At 68.6% G+C, this 13,202-nt stretch carries 13 protein-coding genes; 8 read left to right on the top strand and 5 right to left on the bottom strand.

Translation table 11 applies throughout. The annotated features are described in order from the left end of the window. Positions 1-3 precede the first annotated feature (3 nt). Positions 4-1,041: an NAD(P)-dependent oxidoreductase gene (locus tag HQ314_RS08760; RefSeq protein WP_027506283.1), complete on the top strand. Its 1,038-nt coding sequence runs from the start codon at positions 4-6 to the stop codon at positions 1,039-1,041. 4 nt (positions 1,042-1,045) lie between these two features. On the opposite strand, the gene HQ314_RS08755 is transcribed toward HQ314_RS08760, so the two are convergent. After that, a complete protein-coding gene (locus tag HQ314_RS08755) occupies positions 1,046-1,609 on the bottom strand; it encodes a dTDP-4-dehydrorhamnose 3,5-epimerase family protein (protein ID WP_027506284.1) in 564 nt (187 codons plus the stop codon). A gap of 53 nt (positions 1,610-1,662) precedes the next feature. Here HQ314_RS08755 and HQ314_RS08750 point away from each other — a divergent pair, with 53 nt between their 5' ends. From HQ314_RS08750 to HQ314_RS08735, 4 genes are read left to right on the top strand one after another with little or no spacing between them, the layout of a single operon-like run. After that, positions 1,663-2,793, top strand: coding sequence for a class I SAM-dependent methyltransferase (locus tag HQ314_RS08750; RefSeq protein ID WP_027506285.1), 1,131 nt, complete (start codon positions 1,663-1,665; stop codon positions 2,791-2,793). Then, positions 2,790-3,623 carry a glycosyltransferase gene (locus tag HQ314_RS08745; protein ID WP_056441485.1) on the top strand — a complete coding sequence of 278 codons (834 nt, stop codon included), beginning with the start codon at positions 2,790-2,792 and terminating at the stop codon, positions 3,621-3,623. The genes HQ314_RS08750 and HQ314_RS08745 overlap by 4 nt, the downstream gene beginning before the upstream one ends. Next, positions 3,623-4,879 (top strand): lipopolysaccharide biosynthesis protein, encoded by a 1,257-nt coding sequence (locus HQ314_RS08740; protein ID WP_222649830.1) that lies wholly within the window; start codon positions 3,623-3,625, stop codon positions 4,877-4,879. The genes HQ314_RS08745 and HQ314_RS08740 overlap by 1 nt, the downstream gene beginning before the upstream one ends. Continuing rightward, positions 4,876-6,216: a glutamate-1-semialdehyde 2,1-aminomutase gene (locus HQ314_RS08735; protein ID WP_222649829.1), complete on the top strand. Its 1,341-nt coding sequence runs from the start codon at positions 4,876-4,878 to the stop codon at positions 6,214-6,216. Before HQ314_RS08740 ends, HQ314_RS08735 begins: the two co-directional genes overlap by 4 nt. Here the strand turns inward: HQ314_RS08735 and HQ314_RS08730 are convergent. After that, positions 6,191-7,531 carry an FAD-dependent oxidoreductase gene (locus HQ314_RS08730; protein WP_222649828.1) on the bottom strand — a complete coding sequence of 447 codons (1,341 nt, stop codon included), beginning with the start codon at positions 7,529-7,531 and terminating at the stop codon, positions 6,191-6,193. The genes HQ314_RS08735 and HQ314_RS08730 overlap by 26 nt on opposite strands. A gap of 34 nt (positions 7,532-7,565) precedes the next feature. Next, positions 7,566-9,458, bottom strand: a complete 1,893-nt coding sequence (htpG, locus tag HQ314_RS08725; protein ID WP_261781572.1) for a molecular chaperone HtpG — start codon at positions 9,456-9,458, stop codon at positions 7,566-7,568. Between the two features lie 167 nt (positions 9,459-9,625). Here htpG and HQ314_RS08720 point away from each other — a divergent pair, with 167 nt between their 5' ends. Together HQ314_RS08720 and HQ314_RS08715 are read left to right on the top strand one after the other, a co-directional pair. Next, positions 9,626-9,922, top strand: a complete 297-nt coding sequence (locus tag HQ314_RS08720) for a hypothetical protein (RefSeq protein WP_056441499.1) — start codon at positions 9,626-9,628, stop codon at positions 9,920-9,922. 120 nt (positions 9,923-10,042) lie between these two features. Next, positions 10,043-10,762 (top strand): hypothetical protein, encoded by a 720-nt coding sequence (locus HQ314_RS08715; RefSeq protein ID WP_222649826.1) that lies wholly within the window; start codon positions 10,043-10,045, stop codon positions 10,760-10,762. 6 nt (positions 10,763-10,768) lie between these two features. On the opposite strand, the gene HQ314_RS08710 is transcribed toward HQ314_RS08715, so the two are convergent. Further along, positions 10,769-11,371, bottom strand: a complete 603-nt coding sequence (locus tag HQ314_RS08710) for a hypothetical protein (protein WP_222649825.1) — start codon at positions 11,369-11,371, stop codon at positions 10,769-10,771. A gap of 78 nt (positions 11,372-11,449) precedes the next feature. On the opposite strand from HQ314_RS08710, the gene HQ314_RS08705 reads away from it, so the two are divergent. Then, a complete protein-coding gene (locus HQ314_RS08705) occupies positions 11,450-12,889 on the top strand; it encodes a glucose-6-phosphate dehydrogenase (NADP(+)) (protein WP_222649824.1) in 1,440 nt (479 codons plus the stop codon). 15 nt (positions 12,890-12,904) lie between these two features. On the opposite strand, the gene HQ314_RS08700 is transcribed toward HQ314_RS08705, so the two are convergent. Continuing rightward, positions 12,905-13,135 carry a PspC domain-containing protein gene (locus HQ314_RS08700; protein ID WP_037186123.1) on the bottom strand — a complete coding sequence of 77 codons (231 nt, stop codon included), beginning with the start codon at positions 13,133-13,135 and terminating at the stop codon, positions 12,905-12,907. Positions 13,136-13,202 lie beyond the last annotated feature (67 nt).

Below are 13,202 nucleotides of genomic sequence, written 5' to 3'. Positions count from 1 at the left end.
AGCATGCGTGTACTCGTCACCGGACACCAGGGATACCTCGGTACCGTCATGGTTCCGCTCCTGCAGGAGCGTGGTCACACCGTGGTGGGGCTCGACAGCGGCCTGTTCGCGGACTGCGTTCTCGGTGACGCACCCGCGGATCCGGTCACCCTGGCCACGGATCTGCGCGACGTCGTAGCCGCCGATCTCACGGGTGTCGACGCGGTGGTGCACCTCGCCGCACTGTCGAACGATCCGCTCGGCACGCTGGCGCCGGAGATCACGCACGACATCAATCACCATGCCTCCGTGCGTCTCGCACGTGCCGCGAAGGATGCGGGGGTGGGCCGGTTCCTGTACGCGTCCACCTGTTCGGTCTACGGCGCCGCCGGTCAGGACGCGGTCACGGAGGACGCGGTGCTGAGGCCCCTCACCCCCTACGCCGTGAGCAAGGTGCGCGTCGAGGACGACGTCGCGGCCATGGCGGACGACAGCTTTGCGCCGGTGTTCCTCCGCAACGCGACGGCCTTCGGCTACTCACCGCGGCTGCGGGCGGACATCGTGGTCAACGATCTCACGGCGTCGGCGTTCCTCACCGGACGCATCGTCGTCAAGTCCGACGGCACGCCGTGGCGACCCCTCGTGCACGCGCGGGACATCGCGTACGCCTTCGCGGCCGCGCTCGAGGCGCCGGTCGACCGAATTCGGAACCGGGCGTTGAACATCGGCACCGAGGCGAACAACGTGACGGTGCGCGACATTGCCGAGACGGTCGCCGACGTGACGGGTGCCGAGGTGGTGGTCACCGGAGAATACGGCGCCGACCCGCGGTCCTACCGCGTCGACTTCTCCGCGGCGCGAGAGGTGTTGCCCGCCTTCGTCCCCGAGTGGAGTGTCCGAGCCGGCGCTGAAGAGCTGGTCGCCGCATACGCCCGCCACGGTCTCACCGCGGACGCACTGGCGCAGCGCTTCACGCGTCTGGCCCGCGTCACCGAGCTCCAGCGGACCGGCGCGATCGACGAGAACCTCCGCAGGACGCGGGTGGGTGTCGGCAGTGCGTGAGAGATCACCCGCCGGCGACGAGGTCGCGCCAGGACCGCGCTGCCGCGTCCCGGTCGCTCACGATGCTCGGCGTCCCGCGCCAGCGGATCGCCAGATCCGCGTCGTCCCAGCGGACGCCCACGTCCTCGGAGGGTTCGTGCGGACGGTCGATCCGGTAGCACACGTCTGCGGTCTCGCCCAGGGTGAGGAAGCCGTGCAGGAAGCCGGGGGGCACGAACAGGTGCGCGCACTCCACGTCGTCGAGCACGACGTCGAACCACTGACCGAAGGTGGGCGACTCCGTTCTGGTGTCCACCAGGACGTCCTGGACGGCGCCGCGGGCGCACCGCACCAACTTGGCCTCGCCTCGGCCTCCTCGCCCGTGCAGGCCACGCAGAACGCCGCCGGCGGAACGGGACTGGGAGTCCTGACGGAAATCAGCGGCTCTCGTGGACAGGGTCGTGTGCTCGGCGATCGCCGCGTCGAAGATCTCGGTGTCAAAGGTCCTCGTGAAGAAACCCCGATCGTCGCGATGCGGGGTGGGCAGGAAGAGCAGGACGTCTCGCAGAGGTGTGGTCTCGACGCGCATGAGTCCAGTGTCGCCGACGGGTGCTCCCCGCGTACGACGAGCCGGAGAATCTCATGAGTTCGTGCAGAGCCTGCGCCTCGGCGACGGTGTCCACGGTGCTCGATCTCGGCCTCGTGCCGGCCGCGGACAGTTTCCCGACGGCCGAGTCCTCTCCCGAGGGCGACGAGATGCATGCTCTCGCGATGGGCCTGTGCACGACGTGCGGCCTGGCACAGCTCCTGGACGACGACACCCGCGCGGACGAACCGCGTGGAGTGGAGCCGGAGGCGTTGACGCGAGCCGCTTCTCGGGCGATGGACGAGATCGTGCGACGCGGGTGGCTCCCCGACGGCGCCGTGGTCCGCGAGTACGGAAGCCCCCACGGTGGGTCCTGGATCCCCGACGTGAGATCCCGTGGCGTCGCGGATGCCGGTCCGGCCGTGGCGGGTTCGCGCTCCGCCGACCTCGTCGTCGACGGTTTCGGGCTGATGCACGAGCCGGACCAGGCGGCCGCTCTGCGTGAACGTCGGGCGCTGCTCGGCGACGGCGGCGTACTGGTGCTGCAGGTCCACTCCTTCATGACCATCGTGCGGGATCGCCAGTGGACGGCGCTCCGCCACGGACACTTCGCCTACTGGTCGTCGACCGCGCTCGAGACCGCTCTGTGGGCAGCGGGTCTGATGCCCACCGGGTGTTGGGAGTCGGACCTCTACGGCGGGACTCTCCTGGTCTCGGCGATGCGCGACGACTCGGTGCGCCTCCCGGTGTGGGAGGACGACCTCGTGACGGCACGGCGCGTGCGGGAAGCCGAGGCTGCTGCCGCCGTCACCGATCCCACCGTCGTGTCGTCCCTCGGAGCAGCCGCCGTCGCCGAGGTCGAGGCGGTGCGGGCGAGACTCGGCGCGTCGTCTCGCGCGGGTGTGACGCTCGCCGCGTACGGAGCGGCGTCGCGTGCGGTCGCTCTGTTCGCGATGGCGGGGGTGACCACGGAGACGGTCGGCGCGGTCGTCGATGCGTCCCCGGCGAAATGGGGCCGCCGCATGCCGGGTACGGACGTTCCCATCGTCGGCCCGGAATGGCTGTACACCCATCGTCCCGACCGTGTGGTGGTGACCGTCCCGGATCTCCTCCCGGAGGTCGCTGCGGCGCATCCGGAGATGTCGTTCGTCGATCTCGACTCGGCCACGGAAGGACTCCGCTCATGACCGCTCCGCTCTCGGTGTGCATCCCGGCCTACGAGGCCGCGCGCACCCTGGAGACCACACTGGCCTCCGTCCTGGACCAGGACGAGGACATGGAGGTCCTGGTGCTCGACAACGCGAGCACCGACGCGACCGGCGACATCGCCCGCTCCTTCCGCGACGAGCGCGTCCGGATCGTGCGGAACGACCGGGTGCTCGCCATCGGGGACAACTGGAACGCGGCCGTGCGGGCCTCGACGGGCCGGCTCGTCAAGGTGGTGTGCGCCGACGACGTGCTCCGTCCCGGTGCGCTGGCGGGACAGCAGGCCGTACTGGACGATCCCGGGATCGCGGTGGTCTCGTCCAAGTTCGAGGTGATCGACGAGCAGGGGTCGGTGAAGGAGACCGGGCTCGGCCTCCCCGGCCTGCTCGGTCGACGCCCGGGCAAGGATCTCGCGGGCATCATCGTGCGCCGCGGTCCCGCCGAGTTCGGGCCGACCGCGGCCACCACCTTCCGCAGGGATCTGTTCGACCGGGTCGGCGGTTTCCGCGGCGACCTGGTGTTCCCGATGGACGTCGATCTGTTCGCTCGCATGGGCGCTCACGGGGACTTCCACGGCGTCTCCACCATCGACGCAGCGTGGCGCGACTCGACCTTCAACCTGTGCAGCCGGACGTCGAGCTACAGCAAACTCAGCGAGTCGGTCCGGCTGCATCACCGTCTCGCACGCGAACTCCCGGCTCTGGTCTCCACCGGCGACGTCCTCGCCGGAGACGGACGCATTCTCGGCGCCGTGCTCACCCGGTTACGTGCGCGAGCCGGCGACGTGGCCGACCGCCTCCTGCGGCGCTGATGCTGCGGCTCGCCCGAGATGTCCTGCTCGTGGGCTTCGGCACCTACGGTCAGTTCCTCGTCACGCTCGTCACCCTGCCGCTGACAGCCCGGCTGCTCGGAACCGAAGGAGTCGGGCTCGTCGCGGTGGGGATGTCGGCGTACTTCCTCGGCTCGGTTCTCGTCGATCTCGGTGCCACGCAGTACTTCGCTGCGCGCGTCGACGACCCCGACATCACGCAGGTGCGTGGCGCGTACGCGGTGGTGCGGTGCGGACTCTTCGCCGTGCTCGTCGTCGCGGCGCTGGTCGGGTGGGCCGCCGGTGTGGACGGTGCCGCCCGAATGATCCTGCTCGGGGCGGTCGCCGGGGGTGTCTGGTCACTGTCGGAGGACTGGCTGCTGATCGGTCGTGGCCGCTTCGGTGCCTCCACCGCCTACCAGGCCGCCGGACGTGTGGCATACCTGCTGGCGCTGGTCGTTCTGCTGCCGCAGTTCCCGTCGCCCGAGGTCGCGCTGGCCTGTCTGGGCGGCTCGTCCATCGTCACCGTGATCGCCACCGGCGTGGACGCCGACCGGCACTTCGGACGCCTCGTTCCCTCGTGGCGGGTCGGTGACACTCTGAGAACGGCGGCACCGGTGCTTGCGTCGCGGCTCCTGCTGACCGGCTACGGACAGGGCGGCGCGGCGGCGTACTCCACGGTGCTCGACGCGGTCTCCCTGGGCCTGTTCTCGGCCGCGGACCGGCTGGTCCGAGCGGGACAGTCGGTTCTCGATCCGATCGGGTTCGCGCTGCTCCCGCGGATGACCCGAATTCGGGACGGCCAGGCCTTCCGGGCGCGGACGATGCAGGGTGCGGCGGGGTGTCTCGCACTCGCGGTCGCCGCCGCGGCAGGGCTGACGCTCGTGGCCCCCCTGGTGATCCGCATCGTCTACGGCACCGAGTTCGCCCAGGCGACCGACCTGTTGCGCATCCTCGCCTGGATCCTCCCAGCCACCACGCTCACGTCCTACGTCACCACCGCCGTGCTGCCGGCGCAGGGTCGGACGTCCACGGTCCTCGGCGGCGCCGTCCTCGGCGTCACCCTCGCGGCGTCGGCTCTGCTGATCACCTCGGTCACCGGATCGGTCGTGACCATGGTCGTCGGGGTGCTCGTCTCCGAGTGGGCGGTGACGCTGTGGTTCGTCGCCACGACCGCGCGGACCGTCCTGCGGCGCGAGGCGGACCACCCTGACGTCACCCGTCCCTCCCACGACGACCGCCGAGAGGCCACGCGATGACACACGAGAGATCCTCGGAACTCCAGGAACGTCTGCACCGCCTCGTCCCCGGTGGAAGTCACACGTACGCACGGGGTTCGGATCAGTACCCGGAGCACCTCACCCCGATCCTCACGCACGGGGTCGGCGCGCGTGTGTGGGACGTCGACGACAACGAGTACGTCGAGTACGGGAGTGGTCTGCGTTCGGTCACACTGGGGCACGGGTACCGTCCCGTGGTCGACGCCGTGGCGGACGCGGTCGCCAGGGGAACCAACTTCTCGAGGCCGACCGAGCTCGAAGTCCTCGCGGCGGAGGACTTCCTGAGGACCGTTCCCACCGCGGAGATGGTGAAGTTCGCGAAGAACGGCTCCGATGCGACCACCGCGGCCGTCCGCCTGTCGCGTGCGGTCACCGGGCGTACCGAGATCGCGGTCTGTGCGCAGCCGTTCTTCTCGGTCGACGACTGGTTCATCGGGACGACGGAGATGAACGCGGGTATCCCGCACGGCGCGGTGCATCGGTTCCCGTTCGACGACACCCCTGCGCTGGAACGGATCCTGGCCGATCACGACATCGCGTGCGTCGTCATGGAGGCAGCCGGTGCGCTGGCCGAACCGTCACCGGGGTATCTCGAGGCCGTCCGCGCAGCCTGTGATCGACACGGGACCGTTCTCGTGTTCGACGAGATGATCACCGGGTTCCGATGGTCGTCCGCGGGTGCGCAGGGTGTGTACGGCGTGACTCCCGATCTGTCGTGTTGGGGCAAGGCCATGGGCAACGGACTCCCGGTGTCCGCGCTCGCCGGCCGCCGCGATCTGATGGAACTAGGCGGTCTGCGCACGGACTCCGACCGAGTCTTCCTGCTGTCGACGACGCACGGACCGGAGACGACGGGGCTCGCCGCGTTTCGTGCCGTCGTCCGGGCGTACGAGACGGAGGACCCCGTGGGCGCCATGGAGCGCGCCGGCGCCCGGTTGCGTGACGCCGTGACCGAGGTGGCGTTCGATGCCGGTGTCGGGGAGCACCTTCGGGTCCTCGGACGCCCCAGCTGCCTGGTGTTCGCCACCGCGGATGCCGACGGGGTTCCCTCGCAGGCCTACCGGACTCTCTTCCTGCAGGAGATGCTGTCCCGCGGTGTCCTCGGTCAGTCGTTCGTCGTGTCCGCGGCGCACACGGACTCGGACATCGACCACACGGTCGATGCTGTGCGGGAGGCGGTCCTCGTCTACCGGAAGGCCCTCGAGGCGGGCACCACCGAGGGGCTTCTCCGAGGCCGACCGGTGGCACCGGCTCTGCGTCGGCTCGCGGCACCGCGGAGACTGCCCGATCTCAGACGGTCCCACCTCGAGACGTAGTCAGGATCTCACGTGCCGCTCGCCGACCGGAACGCACGGCCCCGTCGAGGTAGCCGGGCCAGCGATCGGCCAGATCCGTTCCTGCCCAGTGCACGCGGTCCGTGGTCAGGTCCTGATGGTGGAAGACGCCTCCGTACGGCGGGATCGCGGTGGGCGCCCCACCCAGCCAGGGTTGCGCCGACCAGGTGATGTCGTCGACACGACGAGGTGACCGCGCCCGAGGGCCGAACAGCCGCACCAGCTCGGCGACGACGATGTCACGGCGATCTGTGCGGGAGAACAGGTCTGCCGCGGCTCGACCGCCACTGAAGGCGACCAGGATGCCGGGCGAGTCCCGTCCGGCGTTGCCGTCGACGATCATCTGGACCGGGCCGTCGACGTCGAGTGCCGTTCCGGTGAGTCCGTTCTCGCGCCACCACGGACTGTCGTACACGACGATGGTCTTCGCGTACTCGCCCATGCGGGAGGTGCGCATCCGGTCCCCGAGTCCGGCGGGGAGCGCGCCGTCGATGTCGGCGGCGCGGGGGAGGGGAACCGCGAGAACCACCGAGGATGCGCGGACTGTGCCGTCCGCGGTGACCACGTCGACTCCGGAGGTGTCCGGCCGGATCGCGATGACGGGTCGAGTCGTCTCCGGCGGGGCGGAGAGGTGCTGTGCCACAGCTGAGATCAGCGATGCGGTGCCGTCCACGAAGTAGCGTTCCTGCGCTCCGTCACGCACCTCGGCGATCGCCCGCAGGCTGCCGGCCGCGCGCAGGTACTCGAGTGCGGCTCGGGCGGGGACCTCGTCCGGGTCGGCGCCGAAGATCAGCCGGAAGAAACACGTGAGGATGTCGCGGCCGTAGGCGGAGGGAAACATCCGACGCGCGAGAACGTCGGACATCTCGTGATCTCCGGGCCGCCAGGTCGACAGCAGCGGCACCGCGCGGTCGACGGTGCGGACCGCCAGGTCGAGGCGCGCGATACCCGAACCGACGGGGAGCCACTCGCGAACGGGGATGCGCGGCACCTGACCGTGATAGCGGTGGACGCGGCCGGCCGCCGCGAACACTTCGTCCGCACCGCGTCGCCGTCGCGGTTCGGGAGCCGTGTCGACACCGAACTCGGCGGCGAGTGCGCGCACCGCGGTCTGGTCTCCACCGATCCAGTGGGCGCCGTGATCGACGTGGTGACCTTCGGTGTCGACGGTGAGAACCTTGCCGCCGATCCGGTCGGCGGCCTCGAGGACGATGACCGAGCGCCCCGCCCTGCTCAGGTCGAGTGCTGCCACCAACCCGCTGAGCCCCGCCCCGATCACGACCACGTCCCCCGACATATGCCCACCCTACGGGTGGGCATATGTCCTCAGGTCACATCGTGCGTGTCAGCCTCTCCGCCAACAACTTCGCGAACGACGCCGGGTCGTCCAGCTCGCCACCCTCGGCGAGCAGGGCTGTGCCGTAGAGCAGCTTGGCGGTCTCGGCCAGCGCCATCTCGTCCTTCTTCTCCGCATGGGCCTTCTCCAGCGCGGTGACCAGCGCGTGGTCCGGGTTGAGCTCGAGGATGCGCTTGGTCTTGGGGACCGGCTGGCCGGAGGCGCGGTACATCTTCTCGAGCTGCGGGCTCAGGGAGAAGTCGTCGCCCACGATGCACGCGGGTGAGGTGGTCAGGCGTGAGGACAGGCGGACCTCCTTCACGTCGTCGGACAGCGTCTCGGCCATCCACGAGGTGAGGTCGGCGAACTGCGCCTTTCGTGCGTCCTTCTCCTCGGTCTCCGCCTCGTCGTCACCCAGGTCCACGGCACCCTTCGCGATGGAGCGGAACGGCTTCCCGTCGAACTCGGGGACGGACCCGGTCCACATCTCGTCGACGGCGTCGGTGAGGATCAGCACCTCGAGCCCCTTGGCGGTGAACGCCTCCATGTGCGGAGAGTTCTCCACCTGCTGACGCGACTCACCGGTCATGTAGTAGATCGCGTCCTGGCCGTCCTTCATGCGAGAGACATACTCCGCCAACGTGGTCGGCTTCTCGTCGCTCTGCGTCGTTGCGAAGGACGACAGCCCGAGGATGGTCTCCTGGTTGTCGTGGTCGGACAGCAGCCCTTCTTTGAGGGCACGGCCGAACTCGGTCCAGAACGTGCTGTACTTCTCCGGCTCGTTCGCCTGGAGATCCTTGACTGTGCTCAGCACCTTCTTCGTCAGGCGGCGCCGGATGGCGCGGATCTGGCGATCCTGCTGCAGGATCTCGCGAGAGACGTTGAGGGACAGGTCCGCCGCGTCGACGACACCCTTGACGAAGCGCAGGTACTCGGGCACCAGCTCCTCGCAGTCGTCCATGATGAACACGCGCTTCACGTACAGCTGGATGCCGATCTTCGATTCGCGCATGAAGAGGTCGAACGGTGCGCGCGACGGAATGAACAGCAGCGCTTGGTATTCGAAGGTGCCCTCGGCCTTCATGGGGATGACCTCGAGCGGCTCGTCCCATGCATGGCTGACGTGGCGGTAGAACTCGGTGTACTCGTCCTCTGAGACGTCGTCCTTCGACCGCGTCCAGAGCGCCTTCATCGAGTTGACGGTCTCGTCCTCGAGCACCGTCGTGGCGTCGTCGCCCTCGCCGGTGGTCTTCTCGACCTGCATACGGATGGGCCATGCGATGAAGTCGGAGTAGCGCTTGACCAGCTCGCGGATCTTGTGCTCGGACGTGTAGTCGTAGAGGTGATCCTCGTCGTCGGCCGGCTTCAGGTGCAGGGTCACGGCGCTGCCCTGAGGCGCGTCGGACACCTCCTCGATGGTGTACGTGCCCTCACCGCTGGACTCCCAGCGCGTCGCGGTGTCCTCACCCGCGCGCCGGGTCACGAGGGTGACCTTGTCGGCCACCATGAACGTGGAGTAGAAGCCGATGCCGAACTGGCCGATGAGCTCCTCGGACGCGGCCGCGTCCTTCGCTTCCTTCAGCTTCGCGCGGACCTCGGCGGTGCCCGACTTCGCGAGCGTGCCGATGAGATCGACGACCTCGTCGCGCGACATGCCGACGCCGTTGTCCCGCACGGTGAGGGTGCGGGTTTCCTTGTCGATCTCCAGGTCGATGTGAAGATCGGAGGTGTCGGCGCCGAGATCCTTGTTCTGGAACGACTCGAGTCGCAGCTTGTCCAGCGCGTCCGACGAGTTGGACACCAACTCACGGAGGAACGAGTCCTTGTTGGAGTAGACCGAGTGGATCATCAGATCCAACAGCTGCCGGGTCTCGGCCTGGAACTGCATTTCTTCGACGTGCGCGGTCACGTGACTCCCCTGATCGAAACAAGTGCCTGGTGGACCCTCGTATTTTACGGCAACCGTGCCTGCGTTCCCGCATGCCTCTTCCCCCGTAACAGTCCGCACGGTACGGTTTTCGAAGGCCGGGGCTCTCCCATCGGAAGGTGTGTGTCATGGTGCGAATCGGACTACGGCGAGTGGTCGGTGGAGTGCTCGCCGCCGGAGCCGTCACGGCGGGATCGGTGCTGGCAGGGGCGGGAACCGCCTCCGCGGAGCCGACCTACGTCGGGCCGCTGTACTACGAGGTGGTGCCGGGGATCTTCCCCACGTGTCCGGACGTCGCTGCTGCGGAGCGCGCCAAGGGCACCACGATCCTGGTCGACTGCATTCGCTGGTTCGGACCTCAGCGTGGTTTCTCGCTGACTCCGTACCAACTCATCGCCGGCATCGCACCCCTCGACGGCAGTTAGCCGGCTCGTGTCCTGATCGTGACGTGAGTACAGGTAACGACGCCACGAAAGAGACCGATGGGTATGTCAGAGGGGGCGGCGACCGGCCGGCTCCGGACAGGAGTCGACATGTCGTTCTCGATGAGCACACGGGCCGCCGTCGCGGCCGCCCTGGTCGCCGGCGCCGCGGTGCTGGGGGCATGTTCGGCTCCGGACCAGGTGACGTCGGCGACGGCGGTTCCGGCGCCCGCTGACACCTTAATCGTGACGCCGACGGGGACATCGGTCGTTGCGCCGACGGGAACACCGGTCACGGCCCCGATCGAGCCGCCCACCGGTGCCGCGTCGGATCAGCCCGACGCCGAGGAACCGTCGGCCGAGCAGCCGCAGTCCACCGTGCGATCAGGAGAGTCGGCAGGGTCGGCGGACGCACTCCCGCGTCCGGGGTCGCAGGAGGTGTCGGTGGATCCCGAGCTCTTCCGCGACAGTGGCGGGGCGGGTGAGGGGTACTACTTCCGGACACCGTCGGGGAATGTGTCGTGTGGGCTCTTCCCGAACGGAACCTCGGTCGGATTCCTGGGATGCCAGGCCGTGTCCAGTGTCGCTCCCGACGAGGGCGAGGTCTGCTCGAACGGTGCCACCAGCAGGTACGCCGTCCGCGTGGAGAGCACCGGGCCGATCCACTACTGCACGAATCAGGGCTATTTCACCGGCTCGGAGAACATCCGCACACTGCAGTACGGCGAGGTGATCAACACGGGGCAGAGCTTCTGCGTCTCTCGGGAGGACGGAGTCGCGTGCGCCCGCGTCGGCTCGAACGCGTTCTTCCTCTCCCGTGACGAGAACACCACCCTGCGGTGACCTCGGTCAGCGGTGGTCGATCGTCGTGCGTATCCGCGTCGTCGACGGGGCCGCGGGTGTGGACCCGAATCCGAACCGCACCGGCGGCTCCACCGGCGACAGGTGTCCCAGATCGTCGCCCTTCCACGATGCCGTCGCGCCGACGATGCTGCGCTGCCCTCGCGCTCCGTAGTATTCGCGCCGCCCACCGCCGGCGGTGCCCCTGGTCCGCACGCCGCGCATCACGACCCGCGCGATCGGGTCGCTCACCGTACAGAACCAGGGTGCGGTGACCACCGACGTCGGTGCGAGGGTGAGCAGTCGACCCAGTAGGGTCGGGCCGCCGATCTGGAACGACACCTCGAGATCACCCGCGGAGACGCCGACTCGGTCACCTCGGCGGTGATACGAGACGTCGGTGATTGTCGTCTTGTCGAAGTGGTAGGTCGCGGTGACGAACTCGCGGACCGCGTCGGACGGTGCCAGCAGAAGGCGCTCGCCGTCCGCGAACTCGACCATGACATCGGTGAAGTCGCCCAGCGGCGACGACGTCCAGTGGCCGACGACGATCCTGGTTCCGCTGGAGGTCCCGAGACCGGCGATGTCGCCGTCGAAGATCGATCGTGTCACCGGCTCGACAGTAGCGTCGACGCGGCACTGTGAGGCGATCGAGGTTCGGGGGAGCCCCCGACTGGGCATCATGGAGGCATGGCTGACACTGCGACATCCGAATCCGGCGGGGCTCCGACCATCTTCGTGCTCTTCGGGGCGACGGGAGACCTTGCCAAGCGCATGGTGCTGCCGGCGTTCTACGAACTTGCGCAGGAAGGACTGCTGCCCGAGCAGTGGGCGTTGGTGGGCAACGGTCGAGGTGAGAAGACCGACGACGAGTTCCGCGAGCACATCCGCGCGGCGCTCGAGGAGTTCGGTCCCAGGGAGGGTGTCGACAGCATCGACGAGAAGGTGTGGTCGTCGTTCGCGGACCGTGTTCGCTTCGCGGGCAACGGATTCACCGCCGACGATCCGGGTGACCTGCCGTCGGTCATCGGAGACGTGAAGGACGAGCTGGGCGGCGACGTGCAGCTCGTGCACTACATCGCGCTGCCGCCCTCGACCTTCATCGACTACACCGAGGCGCTCGGCGCACACGATCTCGCCGAGGGCGCGCGGGTGGTCTACGAGAAGCCGTTCGGCACGTCGCAGGAGAACTTCGAGAAGCTCGACGAGGCGGTCCATGCCATCGTCGACGAGAAGCAGGTCTATCGGATCGACCACTTCCTCGGCAAGGAGAACACCCAGAACCTGCACATCCTGCGCTTCGCGAACGGGATGATCGAGGGGATCTGGAACCGGGAACACGTGGAGCAGGTGCAGATCGACGTGCCGGAGACGCTGGACATCGACGACCGTGCCGAGTTCTACGACGCCACGGGTGCCGTGCTCGACATGTTGGTGACGCACCTGTTCCAGGTCGCGGCGGAGGTGGCCATGGAGCCCCCACTCAGCCTCGGTGCGGACGACCTGCAGACTGCCCGCGAGTCGGTCATCGCGGCGTTCCGCCCGCTCGACACGTCCGAGGTGGTCCTCGGTCAGTACCGCGGCTACCAGGACGTCGAGGGGATCGCGGACGATTCGTCGACCGACACGTTCGTCGCCGCACGCATGTGGGTCGACACCGACCGGTGGCGCGACGTTCCCTTCGTCCTGCGCACCGGCAAGATGCTGGGAACCAGCACGCAGCGGGTGTCGCTGGTGTTCCGTCGCCCCGAGGGACCGGTGAAGCACCTGCCGGCCGACGGCGCCGTGCTGACGTTCGACCTGTCGGGCGACGGCCGAGTGGACATCGCCATGACGGTCAAGGAGCCCGGCCCCGGCGAGGACCTCGGGATCGGTCGGATGTCGCTCGACCTGTCGACGGTGTCGGACGCCGAGCCGCTGTCGCCCTATTCACGACTCATTCTCGACGTACTCGACGGTGACCGGTCGTTGTTCACCCGTCCCGACGGACTGGCTCACGTGTGGGAGGTCGCCGCACCGTTGTTGACCTCTCCGCCGGCCGTGCTCCCGTACGAGCCCGGCTCGATGGGACCCGAGGCAGCGAACGACTTGGCCTCTCCCTGTGGTTGGTTGGTGACCGGAGGCAAGTGACCGAACTCGCGATGGTCATGCTCGGGGAACGAGCATGACCATCGCGAGGTAGAGCAGGGCGACGGTGCCGAACGAGACGAGGGCGCCGACCACGGTGAGGGCGCGCACCAGGCTGGGATCCCATCCGGTGTACGCGGCGACACCGCCGCAGACCCCGGCGATCCAGGCGTCGTCTCGGCTTCGCGTCAGCTGCGTGGTGTGGTTCGGGTTCGGGTGGACGGTGGAGTTGCTCTCGTGGAATGTCATGTCTCCATCCTGAGTTCCGCCCGGGCGCTGCACCATCGGTGACCACCCCGAGACGTACCCTGAAACT

The sequence above is a fragment of the Rhodococcus sp. BP-332 genome (assembly GCF_019836065.1).
GTDB lineage: Bacteria > Actinomycetota > Actinomycetes > Mycobacteriales > Mycobacteriaceae > Rhodococcoides.
Note: the sequence above shows the minus strand (reverse complement) of the source record. Positions and strands in the feature narration are given on the sequence as shown.

What these genes read in the sequence shown, in the direction of transcription:
- HQ314_RS08760 (WP_027506283.1), top strand. Translation starts at nt 4, where the DNA reads ATGCGTGTACTCGTCACCGGACACCAGGGATACCTCGGTACCGTCATG.
- HQ314_RS08755 (WP_027506284.1), bottom strand. Translation starts at nt 1,609, where the DNA reads ATGCGCGTCGAGACCACACCTCTGCGAGACGTCCTGCTCTTCCTGCCC.
- HQ314_RS08750 (WP_027506285.1), top strand. Translation starts at nt 1,663, where the DNA reads ATGAGTTCGTGCAGAGCCTGCGCCTCGGCGACGGTGTCCACGGTGCTC.
- HQ314_RS08745 (WP_056441485.1), top strand. Translation starts at nt 2,790, where the DNA reads ATGACCGCTCCGCTCTCGGTGTGCATCCCGGCCTACGAGGCCGCGCGC.
- HQ314_RS08740 (WP_222649830.1), top strand. Translation starts at nt 3,623, where the DNA reads ATGCTGCGGCTCGCCCGAGATGTCCTGCTCGTGGGCTTCGGCACCTAC.
- HQ314_RS08735 (WP_222649829.1), top strand. Translation starts at nt 4,876, where the DNA reads ATGACACACGAGAGATCCTCGGAACTCCAGGAACGTCTGCACCGCCTC.
- HQ314_RS08730 (WP_222649828.1), bottom strand. Translation starts at nt 7,531, where the DNA reads ATGTCGGGGGACGTGGTCGTGATCGGGGCGGGGCTCAGCGGGTTGGTG.
- htpG (WP_261781572.1), bottom strand. Translation starts at nt 9,458, where the DNA reads ATGCAGTTCCAGGCCGAGACCCGGCAGCTGTTGGATCTGATGATCCAC.
- HQ314_RS08720 (WP_056441499.1), top strand. Translation starts at nt 9,626, where the DNA reads ATGGTGCGAATCGGACTACGGCGAGTGGTCGGTGGAGTGCTCGCCGCC.
- HQ314_RS08715 (WP_222649826.1), top strand. Translation starts at nt 10,043, where the DNA reads ATGAGCACACGGGCCGCCGTCGCGGCCGCCCTGGTCGCCGGCGCCGCG.
- HQ314_RS08705 (WP_222649824.1), top strand. Translation starts at nt 11,450, where the DNA reads ATGGCTGACACTGCGACATCCGAATCCGGCGGGGCTCCGACCATCTTC.
- HQ314_RS08700 (WP_037186123.1), bottom strand. Translation starts at nt 13,135, where the DNA reads ATGACATTCCACGAGAGCAACTCCACCGTCCACCCGAACCCGAACCAC.